Annotated in this window: 15 protein-coding genes; 1 reads left to right on the forward strand and 14 read right to left on the reverse strand. The window is 73.4% G+C overall.

Features of this window, described 5'->3' with window-relative positions:
- Positions 1–57 precede the first annotated feature (57 nt).
- From ACFVS8_RS15275 to hemB, 6 genes are all read right to left on the reverse strand, one after another.
- Complete coding sequence (locus ACFVS8_RS15275) at positions 58–6075, reverse strand: Ig-like domain-containing protein (RefSeq protein WP_387063976.1); 6018 nt, start codon at positions 6073–6075, stop codon at positions 58–60.
- Positions 6072–7217 carry a serine/threonine-protein kinase gene (locus ACFVS8_RS15280; RefSeq protein WP_387063979.1) on the reverse strand — a complete coding sequence of 382 codons (1146 nt, stop codon included), beginning with the start codon at positions 7215–7217 and terminating at the stop codon, positions 6072–6074. Before ACFVS8_RS15280 ends, ACFVS8_RS15275 begins: the two co-directional genes overlap by 4 nt.
- Positions 7218–7389: 172 nt before the next feature.
- Positions 7390–7758 carry a hypothetical protein gene (locus tag ACFVS8_RS15285; protein WP_387063981.1) on the reverse strand — a complete coding sequence of 123 codons (369 nt, stop codon included), beginning with the start codon at positions 7756–7758 and terminating at the stop codon, positions 7390–7392.
- Between the two features lie 145 nt (positions 7759–7903).
- Positions 7904–9589, reverse strand: a complete 1686-nt coding sequence (locus tag ACFVS8_RS15290) for a cation:proton antiporter (protein ID WP_387063984.1) — start codon at positions 9587–9589, stop codon at positions 7904–7906.
- Between the two features lie 120 nt (positions 9590–9709).
- Positions 9710–11053, reverse strand: a complete 1344-nt coding sequence (hemL, locus tag ACFVS8_RS15295) for a glutamate-1-semialdehyde 2,1-aminomutase (protein ID WP_387063987.1) — start codon at positions 11051–11053, stop codon at positions 9710–9712.
- A complete protein-coding gene (gene hemB / locus ACFVS8_RS15300; RefSeq protein WP_387063990.1) occupies positions 11050–12048 on the reverse strand; it encodes a porphobilinogen synthase in 999 nt (332 codons plus the stop codon). The genes hemL and hemB overlap by 4 nt, the downstream gene beginning before the upstream one ends.
- Before the next feature lie 102 nt (positions 12049–12150).
- Here hemB and ACFVS8_RS15305 point away from each other — a divergent pair, with 102 nt between their 5' ends.
- Positions 12151–13086 (forward strand): SDR family NAD(P)-dependent oxidoreductase, encoded by a 936-nt coding sequence (locus ACFVS8_RS15305; RefSeq protein ID WP_387063993.1) that lies wholly within the window; start codon positions 12151–12153, stop codon positions 13084–13086.
- A gap of 37 nt (positions 13087–13123) precedes the next feature.
- On the opposite strand, the gene ACFVS8_RS15310 is transcribed toward ACFVS8_RS15305, so the two are convergent.
- The 8 genes from ACFVS8_RS15310 to ACFVS8_RS15345 all read right to left on the reverse strand — a co-directional run bounded on the left by ACFVS8_RS15310 (position 13124) and on the right by ACFVS8_RS15345 (position 18946).
- The gene (locus ACFVS8_RS15310) at positions 13124–13936 is read right to left on the reverse strand and encodes a uroporphyrinogen-III synthase (protein WP_387063996.1); all 813 of its coding nucleotides are present in this window, start codon (positions 13934–13936) and stop codon (positions 13124–13126) included.
- Complete coding sequence (hemC, locus tag ACFVS8_RS15315; protein WP_387063998.1) at positions 13933–14904, reverse strand: hydroxymethylbilane synthase; 972 nt, start codon at positions 14902–14904, stop codon at positions 13933–13935. The genes ACFVS8_RS15310 and hemC overlap by 4 nt, the downstream gene beginning before the upstream one ends.
- Positions 14901–16172 carry a ferrochelatase gene (locus ACFVS8_RS15320; protein ID WP_387064000.1) on the reverse strand — a complete coding sequence of 424 codons (1272 nt, stop codon included), beginning with the start codon at positions 16170–16172 and terminating at the stop codon, positions 14901–14903. The genes hemC and ACFVS8_RS15320 overlap by 4 nt, the downstream gene beginning before the upstream one ends.
- Positions 16172–16924: a hydrogen peroxide-dependent heme synthase gene (gene hemQ / locus ACFVS8_RS15325; protein ID WP_387064003.1), complete on the reverse strand. Its 753-nt coding sequence runs from the start codon at positions 16922–16924 to the stop codon at positions 16172–16174. The genes ACFVS8_RS15320 and hemQ overlap by 1 nt, the downstream gene beginning before the upstream one ends.
- A gap of 167 nt (positions 16925–17091) precedes the next feature.
- A complete protein-coding gene (locus tag ACFVS8_RS15330; protein ID WP_387064005.1) occupies positions 17092–17742 on the reverse strand; it encodes a GntR family transcriptional regulator in 651 nt (216 codons plus the stop codon).
- Between the two features lie 14 nt (positions 17743–17756).
- A complete protein-coding gene (locus tag ACFVS8_RS15335; RefSeq protein ID WP_387064007.1) occupies positions 17757–18080 on the reverse strand; it encodes a hypothetical protein in 324 nt (107 codons plus the stop codon).
- On the reverse strand, positions 18067–18471 hold the full coding sequence (locus ACFVS8_RS15340; protein ID WP_387064010.1) for a phage holin family protein: 405 nt from the start codon (positions 18469–18471) through the stop codon (positions 18067–18069). Before ACFVS8_RS15340 ends, ACFVS8_RS15335 begins: the two co-directional genes overlap by 14 nt.
- 13 nt (positions 18472–18484) lie before the next feature.
- A complete protein-coding gene (locus tag ACFVS8_RS15345; RefSeq protein WP_387064013.1) occupies positions 18485–18946 on the reverse strand; it encodes a hypothetical protein in 462 nt (153 codons plus the stop codon).
- Positions 18947–18950: the final 4 nt, after the last annotated feature.

Genomic DNA, 18950 nt, shown 5'->3' on the forward strand with positions numbered 1-18950 from the left:
GCGTGTCTGTCGGTGCGAGTCGGTGCAGGGCCGGCGCTGGCCGGTGACGGCCCGGGGTCATGGAACGGTGGCGGCGGCCGGAGCAGCAGGCGGGTCGGTCGGCGCGTCCGTCGGCGGGTCGGTCGGCGGGTCGGGCTCGCAGATCGTCGCCGTCCGAGGGATCGTGGCGAGGCCGGCGTACGCGCCGGTGAACACGAGGGAGTACGTCACCGAGTTCGGAGCCGCGGGGTCTGGCACCGTCCAGTTGCGGATGACCGCCGACCCGGCGGCGGCGCCCGACACGGTCGCCCCGACCTCGAACACGGTGACCGCCGACGGGTCGGCGGGGGCCGCGAGGCATCCGGAACCGAACGAGACAGAGGCGGGTGCGGGTGCGGTGCGTGCCGCGACCGGCAGGTCGTTGGAGCAGTACTCCCGACCTCGGTCGTGGCACTGCCTGACGAAGACCGCACCGGGATTCGCCCACTCGACGACGGCGGAGTTGAAGTCGGTCGTCCATCCGGTGAGGTCGGACCGGTACTCGAGGTGGAAGCCGTCGAGGGCCGTGAGGGTCGGCCCCGTGAGGGCGTAGATGTACGTGCCGCTCTCGGTCGCCGCGGTGGTCGCGACCGAGTAGCTCGCATCACCGGTCGGCGTGGCCACCATCGTGTACAGGAAGACCTCGGCCGTGCCGGATGCCGCGACGCCGAACCCGTTCGAGAAGCAGGCCTTCACGCGGTACTGCTGGTACTGCGACAGCCCGGCGATGGCAGCGGACTGCGAGACGACCGCGGATCGCGCGTCGTAGGCGAGCCTGCCGTCGCCGTCGGGCCAGCACTGGGGTTCGCCGCCGTCGCGCCAGGCGAAGTACGCGACCGTGCTCGGGCGACTGCTCTGGTTGGCCCGCGGTTCGAGGCCCGAGATCGCGAGGGAGTCGTTCGTCGTCGCGGTCGCCTGAATGCGATCGGGGTCGAAGTACGGGGCCCCGGCGACCGTCACGGACTTCACGACGGCGCCGCCCTCGTTGCCGCCGCGGCCCGTCGGCGGCTCGAAGACGCTCATGGGCACGAGCGTGACCGTCTGGGGCCCGGGTGCCAGCACGAGGTCGACGACCGTGGTCGGACCGCGCCGATCGATGACCTGGCCGGTCTCCTGCACCCGGAACGCGCGCGCGTCGCCGCCGGCCGTGACGCGCACCTCGGCCACGCCGGTGGTCGGCGAGGACTGGCCCTGGCGGTAGACCGGCTCGACGGACACGTCGGAGATGGCCGGTGCACGGTAGCTCCACGTGGTCACGGCGCTCGTGGCCGACGATGCGCCCACGCTGTTCACGACGCGTGCGGCGTAGTCGTGGCGCTCGCCCGCGACCAGGCCCGCGACCCGGCACCACCACGTGCCGGGCGCGTTCGGTGCGCAGTCGGCCGCGACCGATCGGCCCCCCTCGAGGATCTCGACGCCCGAGACGGCCGGGTGGGCGCCCATGGCCGCCCCGAGCGAGACCTCGAGCGTCACGCTCGACTCGGAGTAGTCGGCGGTCGACACAGAGGCGGGCGGCTGCGGCAGCCCGAGCAGGTCGACGGTCAGGCGCCCGGCGCCCGTGCGGCCCTGTGCGTCGGCGACCGTGTACGGCACGACGCATTCGCCGCCGAAGGCGCTCTGGCCGGTCGGCCAGGTGAGCGTGACCGACCGCTCGTCGGCCGCGCGCACGGTCGCGACCGGGCAGTTCGCGGCGCCGGACGAGAGTCCGGCGAGTCTCAGCCCCGCACCGGTCTTGCCCCTGAACGGGTCGTACTCCCCGGCGACCCCGACGACCTGCACGGTGCAGGAGGCCCCCTGGCCGACCGAGCACTGCGAGCTGAACACCGCGCCGCGGGGCGCATCGGCGGGCGCCTGGCCGACGACGAGCGTGATCGCCGAGGTCAGACCGCCGAACGCGCCGACGTTCACCGTCACGGTCTCGCGCGTGCCGGGGCGGGCGTCGGCACGCGCCTCGATCGTGACCGTGTCACCGGCCTGCGCGACGAGGAACGCCCCGCCGGCCCCGGAGACGGCGTAGTCGAGCTTCGAGCGGTCGCCCTCGCGGCCGCCCTCCCACGAGGTCATCTCGTCGTAGAGCTGCACGGTCTCGCCGGCGCCGGGTGCGATCGTGCGGCTGACGGCGGTGAGGATCGCCTGCGGGTCCTTCGGCACGATCGTGATCGGCACGGCGACCCACGACCAGGCCGACTGCCCGGCGAGGCGGACCGGCACCAGGCAGAGGTCGCTCCACGGAGCCTCGGCGCCTGCCGTGTACTCGACGGCGCCCGAGGCGCCTGCGGCCCGGCACGAGGCGACCGCGCGCTGCACGCGGTAGTCGCCGCCGTCGACGTCGACCCGGTCGCCCCCGGGCAGGTCGAGCAGGTCGCGCACGTCGAACACGACGCGCTGCTCCTCCTTCACCTGGATCGCGTCGAGGTCGGCGCGCACCTGCACGCGCAGGTCGTCGGCCGCGGGCACCACGAGGAATCCGAAGGCCTCGACCTCGCGACCCGAGCGATCGTCGCCGTGCACGCGGAACGGCACGAGCCCTCCCTCGGCCGCGAGCGGGCCGACGATGCGATGGCCCTCCACCCGGTACGACCCGTGCTCGCCGCCCCAGATCTCGAGATCGAGCGCCGAGAGGTCGCCCGACGCCCACGTCACGTGCCCCTCGACGACGTCGAGCCCCTCGTCGGGCAGGTCGTCTCGCGTGCGTGCCGTGACGACCGTGTCGGTCACCAGCGGCGCATCGGTCGACTCGGCCTCGGTCACGCTGACGACGACGAGTCCCTCGGCAGTGCTCGACGTGCGGGCGGACCGCACCGTGTACCGATAGGAGTTGGTGCCGGCCTCGGCGCCCGGATGCAGCACGACGCGATCGTCGGCGAGCGAGGAGGACTCGTCGACGAGCGCCGCGAGCCGGTCGTGCTCCGCGCTCCCGTCGGGCGCGTTCGGCACCAGGCTCACGAGTTCGAGCTCGCCCTGCGCGGGGTCGAGGTCGTTGCCGGTCGGCTGCACCGTCACGGGCGAAGGCGCACCCTGCTGCACGCGGACGTAGTCGCTGAACGTCACCGGCGCGGCATCCGTCACCGCGGCCTCGAGCACCCCCACGCGCACGCTGCCAGTGCCGATGGCGCCGGATGCGTCGCGCACGGCGTACTCGAACGAGGGCTGGGCGGCACCCGTGCCCGCTGCCGGCGCGGCGTAGACGATGGCGTCGCCCTCGGCCGAGATCGTCACGATGCCCTGGCCGTCGGCGGGCTGGGTCACCGAGGCCAGCACCGTGCGGTCGCCATCGGGGTCCATGCCGGTCGACGGCACCTCGATGCGCACGCTCTGCCCGCTCAGCACGCGAGCGACAAGCGGGTGCGGCTGCGGCTCGCGATTGGCTCCCTCGGGCAGCACGGTCACGGTGATCGTCGAGTGGTCGAGCCGCTCGGGCGCCTGCTCGAGTGCGACCGCGTAGCCGAGCTCGTAGGTTCCGGGCTTCGCGGGGGCGAGATAGCGAACTCGGTCGTCGGCCGCGAAGGCGAGCTCGCCCTCGGCGCCCGACGAGGTGACGTCGGGGTGCACGACGAGGCGCTCGGCGCGCGGACTCACGTCGTTCGCGGTGACGGGGATCGAGACGAGCTCGCCAGCGCGCATCGTGACGGTGTCGGGCATCGCGATCGGGCTGGGCCCGGCCGAGGGCCGCACGAGGAACACGCTGAGGTCGCCGACCGCGCTGGCCCCGTCGCCGTCGGCGATGGTGATCCGTGCGCGACCGACCAGACCGGGGTTGCCGTCGGTCGTCGTGCCGGTCGCGCGCACCTGCGACTGGGCGACCACCCCGACGTCGAGTTCGGGCGTCGTCGAGACCGCCGAAGTCACGACGAGCACCCGCCCGCTCGTGTTCTGCGCCGCGCCGAGCACGTCGATCATGGCGTCTTCTCCGGCACGCACGAACGCCGTCATCGGGGCGAGGGCGAGCGGCGCCCCTGGCGCGGCCACCGTGACGCGGACGGTCGCGGTCTGCTCCGCCCGGGTGACCGTGTCCTGCACGGTGAACGTGGCGAGGTACGCTCCGGGTTCGGGGGCACTCAGCTCGACCTCGCCGACGGCCGCGTTCGGCACCACCGCGAGGCCGTTGCCGGCTGCCGCCGCGGTCGGAACGGCGTCGAGCAACCGCATCGATCCCGACCCGCCGGTGACGTGGTCGGCGATGCGCACGATCGCGGTCTCGCCCGCACCGGTGGTGACGGCGACGGGCGCGACCTCGAGCGCCGCGGTCGAGCTGACGCGCAGGTCGAGCGTCGCCTCGGACTCGGCGCCGCGGTCGTCGACGACCGTGAGCCGCACCTGCATCCGCTCGGTCGGGGCGTTCGGGTCGGTGTGCCGGATCGCGACCCGGCCGTCGGACATCGGCACGACCGACACGGGGGCCGAGGGGTCGACGGGCTGCGCGTCGGCGAGCACGAACGGGTCGCCCTCGGGGTCGACCCAGCCCGGCAGCACTGAGACCAGGGCCGTGCCGCCCGGCATGAGCTCGGGCGTCGGCCACGCCTGCGCGCACGCCTCGACGCCGCACCACACGGGCGCGCTGTTCACGTCGTCGGGCACGACCGTCAGGGTCACGACGACGGGGGCGGATGCCGCGGCGCCGTCGCTCGCGGCGTAGGTGAACGTCGTCGACCCCGACGTGGCCCGCACCCGCACGGCCGGCGTCTGGTCGTTCGAGGTGAGCACGAGCTCGCCGAACGCGGGGTCGGCGAGGCCTCCCGCGATCGACGAGGGATCGACGGTGAGCACGTCCTTGGCGTTGGGGTCGTGGTCGTTGAGCAGCACGGGCAGCTCGACCTGGGCACCCGCTCGCACGCCGAATGCGTCGGGCACCGCCACGGGCGGCTCCTGCCTCGCGAGGTCCTCGACGACCTCGGTGCCGACCCGGTCCTCGACGTCGTCGTCGAGCGACCACTGGTCGAGCGGCACGAGGCGACCGTCGGGCACGGTCCAGACGAGGCCGGTCGACGTCTCGTTGAGCACGGCACGGTCGCCGTTGCCGCGGAGCACGGGGGTGACCGACCGCGGCCCCTCGGAGTCGGGATCGCCCTCCGGCCGTTCGAGCTGCACGACCTCGCCGGTCGCGCTCGTGAAGATCTCGCCGCCGTCGGCCGACAGCCACGCGGCGACGAGCGCGCCGTCGACCACGATGGGCTGCGCGGGCGTGCCGGTCGCGTCGACGGTGCGCTGCGGCTCCGTGCCGTCGAGCGGCAGCCCGACGAGTCCGGCCGAGTCGGCGATGACGACGGATGCCGCGGGCTCGCCGCCCTGCTGCAGCTCGGCGTCGGGCTCGACGTCGAGTGCGACCGGTCGTGGCTGGCCGGCGATCCATGCCCGGCCGTCTGCGGCGTCGAGCATGACCCAACGGTCGCCGGCGAAGGTGAGCTGGAGGGCTGCGTCGGCCACGGGCGGTTCGGCGATCGCCGCCTCATCGCCCGTGAACCGCCCGGTCGCCGCGTCGTAGACGCGCACCGCGGCCTCGCGTGCCGAGTAGAGCGCGACGAGCCCGGCCGGCGAGAGCCCGATCGCGGTCGCCGAGTAGGTCGCGTCGCTGCCGCCGTCTGCGCGGCGTTCGGCGTACGGGTCGACGGGCACGCCGTCGTCGTCGCCGCGCGCGACCTGCACGGTTCCGGTGTCGGTGCGGTAGGCGATCCACTCGCCCGCGGCGAGCACGTCGCGGGTGCCGGTGGGCGTCGGGCTCGCGCCGCCGCTGTCTTCGGCGACCAGGTCGACCGGGTCCGCCTCGTCGACCGCCCAGCGCTGGCGCAGCCCCTGGCTGAACACCGACGTCTCGGCTCCGACCTGCACGATCGTGCTCGGGTCGTCGACGTCGCGCACGAGGTCGATCTCGGCGAGGTCGGTGTTGACGCGCGCGTACTGGCCGGTGTCGCGGGTGACCCACACCGAGGTCTCGAGGCGCGGAACCTCCTGCGCCTCGTATCCGTTCGCGGTGACTGCGAGGGTGACGAGCGTGGCGACCGCCGCGACGCCGGCGACCGCGGTGACGACCCCTCTGCGCGTGGGGCGACGGCTCGTCACATCACCCCTGACGCGAACGCCGCGGCCGCTGCGGCGGCGAGCACGACGAGCGCCGAGCCCGCGCCGATCGCCGCGGGAAGCAGCCATCGACCGCGCGGCCGGGCGGACGCGGGCGCGAGGCCGCCGTCGTCGATCACGCGCTTGGCGGGCCGGGCCGCCGCGACTGCGGCCGCACGCCCGGCACGACGGGAGTCGGGGTCGACGGTCGTGACCACCGGGCCGCGGCGCGCGGGGTCGGAGAAGTCGACGGGGGCTGCGGCCGCCCATTCGGGCGAGGCGACCTCGAGACTGGTGGGCGCCGTGCCGAGCTCGTACTGCGCCCACCGCAGCTGCTCGCCGAACTCGGCCATCGACCGGTAGCGACGGGCGGGATCGCGCTGCATGGCCGCCGCGAGCACGGTGTCGACGCGGGCGGGCGCACCCCGGGGCGCGAGCGGCGTGTACTTCGCACCGAGCACGCGCCGCGACAGCTGGTCGACGGTGTTGCGGCTCCGGTCGGCCAGCTCGAACGGGCTGTGGCCGGCGAGGAGCGTGTAGAGCGTGGCGCCGAGGCTCCAGACCTCGCTGGCGACGGTGCCGTTGGTGCGTTCGCCGAGCACCTCGGGCGCGCTCCACGGCACGGACATCGCGAGCGTGTCTCCGGCGCCGTCGTCGCCGATCGAGCCCGCGATGCCGAAGTCGGCGAGCACCGGTGCGCCGAGCGAGTTGACGAGGAGGTTCGACGGCTTGATGTCGCGGTGCAGCAGGCCGGACCGATGCGCGGTCTCGAGGGCTCCGGCCATGCGCACGCCGATGTCGAGCACCTCGCCCGCGGGCATCGGGCCGCGCTTCACGCGCGCCCCGAGCGATTCGGGGCAGTACTCCATGACGAGGTACGGGCGGCCGTCGGAGGCGATCGAGGCCTGGTGGATCGTCACGATCGACGGGTGCGCGCTGAGCCGGGCCATGGCGTCGGCCTCGAGCGTGAACGTGCGTCGCGCATCGGGGTCGACGACGTCGGCGAGCAGCACCTTGACGGCGGTCACGCGCCGGGGGAGGTCCTGTTCGTAGAGGAACACGTCGGCGAAGCCACCGGTGCCGAGCGGCCGCACGTAGGTGTACCCGGACAGCACCGGGGGCGCGGACGGCAAGCGTTTCGGCACGACCTCATCCCCTCCTGCCGGCGTACGTCGACGCACCGGCAGACCGGTCGTTCGTCTCGGGTGTGGCGGAAGCGCGGCTGGGCCGGCCGCGGCATCCGCGCATCATCCTAGGCGGAGCCGGAACCCCCGACCGAATCGGATCGGAACCCCTGTGGAAAGGGGCCGGGGCGCCCTATTCGGCGCCTTCGGGCGTCTCGCCGAGCTTCAGCCGATCGATGAGCGCGGCGGCGTGGTTGGTGCTGAGGATGAGGCGGGCGAACTCGCCGGCCGCGAGCTCGAGCACGACCGCCTGGCGCTTGCCCTTGACCACGACGAAGTCGAGCCCGCCGTGGTACTTCCACGCGCCGACGGCGACGACGAGCGGCACGACGCTGCCTCGCGTGCGGATGCCGCGGATCCACACCCACGGGTCGTCGGTGATGGTCGCCGAGCGGATGTCGTCGCGCTGCACGACGATGTCCGCCGAGCGCAGCGAGAGCGACTTCTCGGCCGGCGTGAGGTGAACCTCGATGCGGTCGGAGTGCACTCGGAGCTGGGCCATGCCTTCCATCCTGCCCGAGTCCTGTGCCGTGACGGCCGCCGACGCTCCACAAGCCGGTAACGGTTTCGCGCCGGTTTCCGAACGGTAACCCGTGATTCCGGTTACGCGTCGGCCGAGGGCGGATGCCGCGGCATCCGCCCAGCCGTCACTCGGCCGACTTCGCCCGCATCTCGAGCGAGATCTGCGCCGCGTCGAGGTTCGCCAGCTCGTCGGCGAGCACGTCGGCGTCGAACGTGCCGTTGTCTCGCGCGTCGAGCAGTGCGGCCCGCTGCGCCCCGATGACGTCGAGCCGGTATTTGCGCTCGGCGAGGAAGGCCTCCATGGTCGGCTCGCCCTCCGTGCGCGTCGGTCGCTCGAACTGCGACGCGCTGTCGCGGAGGATCTCCATGATGCGCGCGTGCTCGGCCTGCATCTCGGCCTTGCGCTCGGCCGGGTCGGTCTTCGGCGCGATGCGCTGCACGAGCGGGCCGATCGTGCCGCCCTGCACCAGCAGCGAGAGCACCGCGACCGCGAACGCGATGAACACGAGCAGCGAGCGCTGCGGCGTGTCCACCGGCAGGGTCTGCGCCGCGGCGACGGTGACCGCGCCGCGCATGCCCGCCCAGACGACCACGACGGCCTTGCGCCAGCCGAGCGGCTGGCGCCGGAAGTACTCGATGTCGCCGAGCGACTGCGTGACGCGGCGACGGAACCGATCGAGATCGCGACCCGTCGCCTGACGCCCGCCCCGCGGGCCACGACGCTGCCCGCCCCGCTCGAGGATCTCCTGCTCGCCCTCGGGCGTGGCCAGCTTCTCCTGCAGGCCCTCGAGCCTGGTCTGCATCGCCGCCGTGCGACGATGCCGCCGCCCGAGGCTCCTGAGCAGCGGCGCGACGTACGCGGCGCGCACCAGGATCGTGACCAGGAGCGCACCGACCGCGACCAGGAGCGCCGGCAGCACACCGGCGTGATCGCGCTGCAGGTCGCCGACGATCGCCTGGATCTGCAGGCCCATGGTCAGGAACACCACGCCCTCGAGCACCAACTCGACGGTGCCCCAGTTCTGCGAATCCGACAGCCGGTTCTGCGGCGACAGCTCCCGCGGCGCGCGGATGCCGGTGACGAGCCCGGCGACCACCGCGGCGACGAGCCCCGAGGCCTCGAGCAGTTCGGCCGGCACCGAGGCGATGAACGGCACCGTGAACGAGAGCACGGTGTTGACCGCCGGCTTCACGACCCGGCGGCGGACGGCGAGGTTCAGCCACCCGACCAGCCCGCCGATGAGCGCCGCGACCGCGACCGAGTAGAGGAAGGTGCCCGCCGCGCCCCAGAACGAGAACGACGCGGCCACCGCGACGATCGCCGTTCGCAGCACCACGAGGGCGCTCGCGTCGTTGAGCAGGCTCTCGCCGTCGAGCATCGACACGACGCGCTTCGAGACCGGCGTCTGCTTGATGATCGAGGTCGCGACCGCGTCGGTCGGGCTGATGATCGCGCCGAGCGCGACGCCCCACGCGAACCCGAGGTCGGGGATCACGAGCATGAAGAACACGCCGAGCACGAGCGAGCTCGCGATCACGAGCAGCACCGAGAGCCCGCTGATCGCGCCGAACTCGCGGCGGAAGTTCATGGTCGGCATCGAGACCGCCGACGAGTAGAGCAGCAGCGGCAGCACGCCCTGGAGGATCAGCTCGGGGTCGACGTGCACCTGCTCGAACACGGGCAGGAAGCTCGCCGCGATGCCGACCGCCACGAGCACGAGCGGCGACGCGATGCCGAGGCGCGGGCCGAGCACGGCCGCGCCGGCGATCACCACGAAGGCGATCACCCCCACGATGATCAGTTCGGTCATCGCTCCAGACTGGCAGTCGCCCGCTGCCGAGCGCGAGCGTCACGCCGTCTCGCGGTCGATCGGGCCGTGCACCCGGCTCGACCGACCGCCGCCACCATACCGGCCTGAACGGTTACGAGATCACGACGGGCGAGCGGATGCCGCAGCGCGCGCCGCAGCCGGGAGCGCGTCGACGATGCGCGCGATCGCGGCGTCGTCGTGCGCCGCCGTGACGAACCAGGCCTCGAACACGCTCGGCGGCAGCGAGACGCCCGCGTCGAGCATCGCGTGGAAGAACGGCGCGTAGCGCCACGACTCCTGGCGGAGCACGGTCGCGTAGTCGTGCGCGCCCCTGCCGGCGAACTCCTCGCCGAACACGAAGCTGAAGAGGTTGCCCGCTCGCTGCACTCCGTGCGCGACGCCCGCGTCGGCGAGCGCCTCGGAGACCGCGGCGCTGATCGTCGCGGCGGCACCGTCGAGGTGCGCGTAGACCGCGGCATCCGCTGCCCTCAGCGTGGCGATGCCCGCCGCGACCGCGACCGGATTGCCCGAGAGCGTGCCCGCCTGGTACACGGGACCGAGGGGCGCGAGCTGCTCCATGATCTCGGCGCGGCCGCCGAGCGCGGCGACGGGCATGCCGCCGCCGATGACCTTGCCGAAGGTCAGCAGGTCGGGCGTGTAGGCGTGCTCGCCGGTCGCCTCGAGCCCCCACCAACCGGCCGCGGAGACACGGAAGCCCGTGAGCACCTCGTCGCTGATGACCAGCGCGCCGTTCGCATGGGCGAGCTCGACGAGCGCGGCGTTGAAGCCCGGCAGCGGCGGCACGACGCCCATGTTCGCCGCGGCGGCCTCGACGATGACGGCGGCGATGCGGTCGCCGTGCTCGGCGAACACGGCGCGCAGCGCGTCGAGGTCGTTGTACGGCACGACGAGGGTGAGCGCGGCGATGTCGGCGGGCACTCCGGCGGAGCCGGGCAGGGCGAACGTCGCGAGGCCGGAGCCCGCCTCGGCGAGCAGCCCGTCGGAGTGGCCGTGGTAGTGCCCGGCGAACTTCACGAGCAGGTCGCGGCCCGTGAAGCCGCGCGCGAGGCGGATGGCGCTCATGGTCGCCTCGGTGCCGGTCGACACCAGTCGGAGCTTCTCGACGGGGGCGACGCGCGCCTCCACGAGCTCGGCCAGCTCGGTCTCGGCGGGCGTCGACGAGCCGAACGAGAGGCCGCGGGCCGCGGCATCCTGCACCGCCTCGATCACGCGCGGGTCGGCGTGGCCGAGGATCGCGGGACCCCAGCCGGCCACGAGGTCGACGTACTCGCGACCCTCGACGTCGGTCACGGTCGCACCCTTCGCGGAGACGAGGAAGCGCGGGGTGCCGCCGACCGAACGGAAGGCGCGCACGGGCGAGTTCACGCCGCCGGGGATGGCAGCCTGCGCGCGGGCGAAGAGGTCGGCGTTGGTGGCGTCGGCGGCGGTCGTTGCGGCGGTCATGCCAGGTCTCCCTTGCGGATCCAGTCGGCCAGCTCGGCGGCCCAGTACGTGAGCACGGCGTCGGCGCCGGCCCGCTTGATCGAGCGCACCGACTCGACGACGGCGCGCTTGCGGTCGATCCACCCGTGGGCCGCGGCGGCCTCGATCATCGCGTACTCGCCCGACACCTGGTACGCCCAGACCGGTACCTCGGATGCCGCGGCGACGTCGGCGAGCACGTCGAGGTAGCTTCCGGCGGGCTTGACCATGACGATGTCGGCGCCCTCCTCGATGTCGAGCATCGCCTCGCGCAACCCCTCACGGCGGTTGCCGGGATCGAGCTGGTACGAACGGCGGTCGCCCTCGAGCGTCGACTCGACCGCGTCGCGGAACGGGCCGTAGAAGGCCGACGCGTACTTCGCCGAGTACGCCATGAGCACGACATCCTGGTGCCCGCCGTCGTCGAGCGCGTCGCGCACCGCGGCGACCTGGCCGTCCATCATGCCGCTGAGGCCGAGCAGCTCGGAGCCCGCACGCGCCTGCTCGAGGGCCATGGCGACGTACCGCTCGAGCGTCGCGTCGTTGTCGACGCGCCCCCGGTCGTCGAGCACGCCGCAGTGCCCGTGGTCGGTGAACTCGTCGAGGCACAGGTCGGTCTGCACGACGAGCGACCCCGCAGCCGCCTCGACGGCGACGCGCGTCGCTGCGTTCAGGATGCCGTCGGGGTCGGTCGCGCCCGACCCGCGCGCGTCTCGTTGCTCGGGCACGCCGAACAGCATCACGCCGCCCACGCCTGCGGCCGCGGCATCCGCCACCGCCTGCGGAAGGCTCTCGAGCGTGTGCTGCACGACGCCCGGCATCGACGAGATCGGCACCGGCGCGCTCGCCCCCTCGCGCACGAACACGGGCAGCACGAGGTCGGCCGGATCGAGGCGGGTCTCGGACACGAGACGGCGCAGGGCGGGCGTCTCGCGGAGGCGCCGCGGGCGGATGCGAGGGGCAGGCGTGGAAGTCACCAGAACAGCCTACGTCGCCGCGATTGCGAGGGTTCCGAGAGCCCGTGATAGCTTCGCCCGCGCGAGTCGGGCGACGGATGCCGCGGCCGCAGGAAGCCCGACATGCACAACTCCCCCGCGACCGCCCGCTCCCGCTCGCCGCACAGCCGGCGCCCACGACGCCCTTCGCACCTCGACCTCCGCGACGCCGTCTGCGTCGTCACCGGAGCCGCGAGCGGCATGGGCCTCGAGTCCGCGCGGCTGCTCGCGGCGCGCGGCGCTCGCCTCGCGCTCGTCGACCGCAACGGCGAGGCGCTCGAACGGATCGCCGACGAGCTGCGCGCCCACGCGGCATCCGCCGACCCCGACGCCCACGGCACCACGCTCATCAGCACCCACGTCGTCGACCTCGCCGACGCCGCCGCGGTCGCCGCGCTGCCCGCCGAGGTGCTCGCAGCCCACGGGGGCCGGGTCGACGTGCTGCTCAACTGCGCGGGCGTGTCGATGCTCGGGCGGTTCGAGCAGCTCACGCTCGAGGAGTTCCGCTGGGTCGTCGACATCAACCTCTGGGGCACGGTCGGCATGGTGCACGCGTTCCTGCCCGCGCTCCGCGAACGCCCTGCCGCGCACATCGCGAACGTCGCGAGCCTCTACGCGCTCGGCGCGCCGGCCGGCCGCGTGCCCTACGTCGCGTCGAAGTTCGCCGTGCGCGGCTTCACCGACGCGCTGCGGCACGAGCTCGAGACGACGGATGTCTCGGTGTCGGCCGTGTACCCGGGCGGCGTGCAGACCGGCATCATCCACCATGCGCGGGTCGCGGCATCCGTTCCCGCGGATGTCGCGGCGCGGGCCGCGAGCGCCCAGTCGGCGCTCTACCGCACGACGCCCGAGCAGGCCGCACGGCGCATCGTCGACGGCATCGAGCGCCGCAAGCCGCGCGTGTTCATCGGCCGCGACGCGAGGCTGACCGACCTCGTGACGCGCCTCGCGCCCGTCGGCTACTGGTCGGTCATGCGCGGCATCGTGGCGAAAGCGGGCGACACCTCGGCCTCCGCCTGACACGGACCGACACGCCTGCCCGCCCGCACGTCGGGCGTCAGGCGTTCGCCGTGGCGGCCTCGACGACCGCCTCGATGAGCGACTCGGCGCTGCGCTCGCGCGCGACCACGTCGACGCGGAGGCCGAGCTCGGCCGCGTCGCGCTGCGTCTGCGGGCCGATGGCGGCCACGAGGATCGACTCGGGAATCGGTCCGAGCTGCTCCTGCACCTGCTCGGCGACGCTGCCAGAGGTGACGAGCACGGCGTTCACGCGACCGCCGCGCACGTCGTCGACGACCTTCTGCGCGACCGGTACGCCGACCGTGCGGTAGGCGACGACGGCCTCGACCGAGTGGCCGGCCTCGGCGAGCCCGATCGAGAGCACCTGCTTCGCGATCGCGGAACGCAGGGCGAGCACGCGGAGCCCCTTGGCTCCGTCGGTCGCGGCCTCCCACTCCTCGAGCAGCCCTCGCGCGGAGTTGTCTTCGGAGGGCACGATGTCGGCCTGGTATCCGGCGGCCACGAGGGCGGCCGCGGTCGTCTCACCGACGGCGGCGATCCTCGTGGTCTCCGGAATGACCGCGTGGTACGACGAGAGCACGTCGACCGTGGTCGCGCTCGTGATGGTCAGCCAGTCGAAGCCGCCGTCGGCGAGCTTCGCGAGCGCGGCCTCGAGCGCCGGCTGGTCGTCGGTCGGCGCGAAGTTGATGAGCGGGGCGATGATCGGCGCTGCTCCGCGGGCACGCAACGCGCCCGCGACGCCGTCGCCCCAGGGGCCGCCGCGGGGCACCAGGACGCGCCACCCGGCCAGCGGCTTGCCGCTGTGGGAGGGGAGCCCGATGACCCCGGTGACGGGTTCGAATTCGGTCACGATTCCTCCGGAGCAGCAGCAGCCAAGTCAGCGGCACCGTTGCCGAGGAGTTCTGCGACGGCGCGGTCGGCGACATCGCGAGCCGCCTCCGCCAGATCGGCAGCCGAACGGCTCTCGGGGGTCGCGGCATGCGAACTCGTGATGCGCCGGGCCCCGTCGGCACTGTACACGTTCGCGCTGAGGAACAGAAGTTCGTCCTCGAGGAAGGCGGTGACGCCCACGGGCGCCGCGCAACCGGCCTCGAGTCCGGCCAGCACGAGGCGCTCGGCGAGGGCGGTGGCGCGCGTCGTGCGGTGGTCGACCGCCTCGAGCGCCTGCTCGAGCGACCGGGTTCCACGTTCGCGGCGCACCTCGATCGCGAGCGCCCCCTGGGCGGCGGCCGTGGGCCAGTCGCCGAGCGAGAGCAGTTCGGTCGCGGCATCCGATCGACCGAGGCGACCGAGTCCGGCGGCCGCGAGCAGCACCGCGTCGAGCTCGCCCGACTCGACCTTGCCGAGTCGCGTGTCGACGTTGCCGCGGATGTCGAGCACTTCGAGGTCGGGGCGCACGGCGAGCAGCTGCGCGATGCGGCGCGGCGAGCCCGTGCCGACGCGGGCTCCCTCGGGCAGCTCGGCGAGCGTCAGGCCGTCGCGGGCGCACAGCGCGTCGCGCGCGTCGGCGCGCTTGGGCACGGCGCCGAGGCGCAGCCCGTCGTGGTCGGCCGTCGGCAGGTCCTTCATGGAGTGCACGACCACGTCGCACCGATCGGCCAGCAGGGCGTCGCGCAGGGCGGTGACGAACACGCCGGTGCCTCCGAGCGACGCGAGCGACGCACGCGAGGTGTCGCCCTCGGTCGTGACGGGCACGAGCTCGATCTCGGCCTTCGCCGCAGCGCCGAGCCGCTCGGCGATCTGCTTCGTCTGCGCCATCGCCAAGGCGCTCGCCCGGGTGCCGACGCGGATCACGCCGCCGGAGCCGGCGGCGGTCACGGTGCGATCCCCGCGAGCGCCGGGCGGAACCCGAGGCGCACGTTCTCGCAGCAGCCGGGTCGGCACACGTCGTACCAGGGACCGAGCTCGGTGACGGCGGGGCGCTCGGCCACGGGCGTGCCGTTCACGCGCTCGAGCACGAGGTCGACGAGGCCCGCGATGTAGGCGGGGTGGGTGCCGGGCGTCGGCACGCGCACCGCGGCGAGCCCGTGCTCCTCCGAGGTCTCGAGCGCCTCGTTGTCGAGGTCCCAGAGCACCTCCATGTGGTCGCTCACGAACCCGAGCGGCACGATCACGACGGCCTTGCGACCGGCTGCGGGCAGCTCCTCGATCGCGTCGTTGATGTCGGGCTCGAGCCACGGCATCGAGGGAGGCCCCGAGCGCGACTGGTACACGAGCTGCCACGGCACGTCGGTCGCGCCGGCATCGCGCATGACGACCTCGGCCACGGCGCGGTGCTGCGCGGCGTACGCGCCGCCCTCGCCGAACCCGCGGTCGGCCGGACCGGACTTCGCGGCATCGGTCGACGGGATCGAGTGCGTCGCGAAGAGCACCTCGATCTGACCGCGCTCGAGGCCGGGGTTCTCGGCGAGCAGCCCCGCGATGCCGTCGCGCACGCCCTCGATGAAGGGCGTGACGAAGCCGGGGTGGTCGAAGAACTGGCGCACCTTGTCGATCTCGATGACGTCGCCGAGCTGCGTGTCTTCAAGGGCGTCGGCGAAGTCCTCGCGGTACTGGCGGCAGCTCGAGTACGAGCTGTAGGCGCTCGTCGCGATCGCGATGAGCTTGGTGTAACCCGCCGTCTTCGCCTCGCCGAGCGCGTCGTTGAGGTAGGGGTCCCAGTTGCGGTTGCCCCACAGCACGGGCAGGTCGACACCGCGCGAGGCGAGTTCGGCCTCGAGCGCGGCCTTCAACTGGCGGTTCTGCTCGTTGATGGGGCTGATGCCGCCGAAGTGCCGGTAGTGGTGCGCGACCTCTTCGAGGCGCTCGTCGGGGATGCCGCGACCGCTCGTGACGTTGCGGAGGAACGGGATCACGTCGTCTTGACCCTCGGGCCCGCCGAAGCCGGCGAGCAGGATCGCGTCGTATGCGACGGGCTCGGTCACGTGCTCGGCACCGCCCTGGGCGGCGGGGGTCGCGCCGGGCACGACGGCTCCGAGCGCGCAGGGTGCGGATGCCGCGGGCGCGGGCTTGCGGCCTCGCACCGGCGCGTCGGCGGCGTCTGCGCCTGCCGATCCGCTCGTCGACCCGAGGTTCACGGCGGCCATTACTGCAGCACCTCCACGAGCTCCGCGGTCGAGATGCGGCGGCCCGTGTAGAACGGCACCTCTTCGCGCACGTGACGGCGCGCGTCGGTGGCGCGCAGGTCGCGCATGAGGTCGACCAGGTCGGTGAGCTCGTCGGCCTCGAGCGGCAGCAGCCACTCGTAGTCGCCCAGCGCGAACGACGACACCGTGTTGGCGATGACGCCCTTGAACGCGGCACCCTTGCGGCCGTGCTCGGCGAGCATGCGCCCGCGCTCGGCCGGGTCGAGCAGGTACCACTCGTAGCTGCGCACGAACGGGTAGACCGTGAGCCAGTCCTTCGGCTCGACGCCGCGGAGGAACCCGGGCACGTGCGCCTTGTTGAACTCGGCGTCGCGGTGCACGCCCATGGCGTTCCACGTGGGCAGGAGCGCGCGCAGAAGTCGCGAACGGCGCAGCTCGCGCAGCGCCCACTGCAGGCCCTCGGCGGTGTCGCCGTGCAGCCACAGCATCACGTCGGCGTCGGCGCGGAGCCCGGAGACGTCGTAGATGCCGCGGACGGTGACGCCCTCCTCCTCGACGAGGGCGATCATGCCGTCGAGTTCCTCGACGAACCGCGGGACGTCGTGCCCGTCGAGATCGTCGGGGCGCGCGGGATCGCGGCGGAGCACCGCGAACACCGTGTAACCCGCAGGAGACTGCTCGGCGTCGGGCTGTGCAGCCTCGGAATGGGTCTGGAGCGCGTCGGCTGCCGCTTCGGCAGCGGGGGAAGACATGCTCCTAGTCTCCCCCTTTCGACGTGATCGGCCAAAAACAGGTCGGGCGATCGGATGTCGGGGCGGCCCGTCGAGAAGGTCGGGAGCCGCCCGACGCGGGCGTCACCTCGGCGCCGGCCTCGCGGATGCCCGGGGCAGCACCCCTGCGCCCACGGCCGCCGAGCGAGTCAGGGCTCGCCGAGCAGGCCGTAGGAGTGCGCGAGGTGCTCGCGGATCGCGTCGGCCCCGCGCGACTGCACGCCGTCGATGAGCGCCCGATGCTCGGCGACGAGGGACTCGAGCGTGTAGTGGGGCCGCACGTGCAGCAGGAACAGCAGGATCTCGCTGCCGATCGCGGCGTGGGCCTCCATGATGCGCGGGCTCTCGGATGCGGCGACGAGCGACCGGTGCAGGTCGAGGTGCACCCGCTCGGCCTCGACCCAGTCGGCGCACCCGGCGAAGCGCTCGAGCGCCGCGAGCGCGGGGGCGAGCACCGGCTCGGGCCACGTGGTGCCGTAGCGCTCGGACGCGATGCGGATCGCCTCGACCTCCAGCGCGGAGCGGTACTGGTGCAGCGCGAGGATCGCCTCGCGGTCGAACGCCGCGACCCGCACCCCCCGATACGGCAGCGCCACGGCGAGGCGCTCGGTCGCGAGGCGTTGGAACGCCGCACGCACGGTGTGCCGCGAGACGGCGTACTGCGCCGCCGCGGCCTCCTCGCGCAGCGGCGCGTCGGGCGCGAGCCGCCCGCTCAGGATGTCGTCGCGCACGGCGTCGGCCACGCGATCGACGGCGGTGGCGTTGCGCACCTCGTCGGCCGCGGCATCCGTTCGGCTCATCGGCCGCTCACCGCTCAGTCGTCGGATGACGCCGCGCGCACGACCAGCCAGATGCCCACGCCGATGGCGGCGATCGCGCCGGCGGCGACCGCGAGGAGCGTGCCCGGCTGCTCGTCGGCCATGCGATCGATCTTCGCCTTCAGGGCGTCGGTCTTGCGCTTGGCCTGCTTGGGCAGGTTGAGCTTGTCTTCGAGGGCGTTCAGGGTGCCGGCGAAGTCGGCGCGGGCCCGCTCCGAGGCGATGCGCGCCTGCACGCGACTGAGGTTGCGCTCGCGCTCCTTCTCGGTGCGCTTCGAGGGCGCGGGGGCGGCGGCACGCGAGGCGTCAGCGGCGGTCATAGTCACCCGTTCCCTTCAGCGCGTCGAGATCGGCCTTGAGGCTCTCGACGGACTCGAGCGGCTCGCTGCCGCGCTTGAAGTTGACGATCGCGATCCACACGAGCACGCCGATGATCAGCAGCAGGATGCCGCCGACGGTCAGCGCCGCGGCCCACGCGGGCATGATGAGCGCGAACGCGAAGATCGCGGCCGTGATGAGGGTGAAGAGCAGGAACACGCCGACCACGGCGGCGCCCGCGAGGAGCCCCGCGCCGATGCCGAAGTGCTTGACCTTGTAGGAGATCTCGGCCTTGACCTGGTCGATCTCGGCGCGGATGAGCGTCGAGACCGTGTCGGGCAGCTCGCCGATCAGCTGGAAGAGCGACCGATCGTCGTTCGTGGGTGCTGGCATGATCGCTGCAGCCTCAGGAACCGGACTTCGACGAGCGCGGCTTCGACGCGGGCTTGCGGGCCGGCTTCGACACGGACTTCGCGGGCGCCGCGTCCGCGGCGGCGTCTGCGGCCTCGTCGATCGCGTCGTCGAGCTTCGCGGCCGTCTCGTCGACGGCGTCGCGCGCGGCCGATGCGGCCTTCGAGATGTTCTGCTTCGCCGAGGCCGCGGCGCTGCGCACGTCTTGCTTCGACGCGCCCGAGGCCTTCGTGGCGTTGCCGATGAACGACTTGACCTGGTCGAGCACGGCGTCGCTCACGCTGCCGACGCGGGCCATGGCGAAGTCCTTCGCGGAGTCGACGCCCTTCTGCACGGTCGGCGTGTTCCACACGCTCGCGGCCGCGCCCTTGATCTGCTCGTATCGCTCGCGGCCGGCGCGCGTGCCGAGCACGTAGCCGACACCCAGCCCCACGACGAAGAGGACCTTGCCCTTCATGTGC

Source organism: Agromyces sp. NPDC058110, from assembly GCF_042884735.1.
Lineage (GTDB): Bacteria > Actinomycetota > Actinomycetes > Actinomycetales > Microbacteriaceae > Agromyces.

Excerpts from the sequence above, each read along its gene's own strand:
- ACFVS8_RS15285 (WP_387063981.1), bottom strand. The coding sequence starts at position 7,758 with ATGGCCCAGCTCCGAGTGCACTCCGACCGCATCGAGGTTCACCTCACG.
- ACFVS8_RS15290 (WP_387063984.1), bottom strand. The coding sequence starts at position 9,589 with ATGACCGAACTGATCATCGTGGGGGTGATCGCCTTCGTGGTGATCGCC.
- hemL (WP_387063987.1), bottom strand. The coding sequence starts at position 11,053 with ATGACCGCCGCAACGACCGCCGCCGACGCCACCAACGCCGACCTCTTC.
- ACFVS8_RS15305 (WP_387063993.1), top strand. The coding sequence starts at position 12,151 with ATGCACAACTCCCCCGCGACCGCCCGCTCCCGCTCGCCGCACAGCCGG.
- ACFVS8_RS15320 (WP_387064000.1), bottom strand. The coding sequence starts at position 16,172 with ATGGCCGCCGTGAACCTCGGGTCGACGAGCGGATCGGCAGGCGCAGAC.
- hemQ (WP_387064003.1), bottom strand. The coding sequence starts at position 16,924 with ATGTCTTCCCCCGCTGCCGAAGCGGCAGCCGACGCGCTCCAGACCCAT.
- ACFVS8_RS15330 (WP_387064005.1), bottom strand. The coding sequence starts at position 17,742 with ATGAGCCGAACGGATGCCGCGGCCGACGAGGTGCGCAACGCCACCGCC.
- ACFVS8_RS15335 (WP_387064007.1), bottom strand. The coding sequence starts at position 18,080 with ATGACCGCCGCTGACGCCTCGCGTGCCGCCGCCCCCGCGCCCTCGAAG.
- ACFVS8_RS15340 (WP_387064010.1), bottom strand. The coding sequence starts at position 18,471 with ATGCCAGCACCCACGAACGACGATCGGTCGCTCTTCCAGCTGATCGGC.
- ACFVS8_RS15345 (WP_387064013.1), bottom strand. The coding sequence starts at position 18,946 with ATGAAGGGCAAGGTCCTCTTCGTCGTGGGGCTGGGTGTCGGCTACGTG.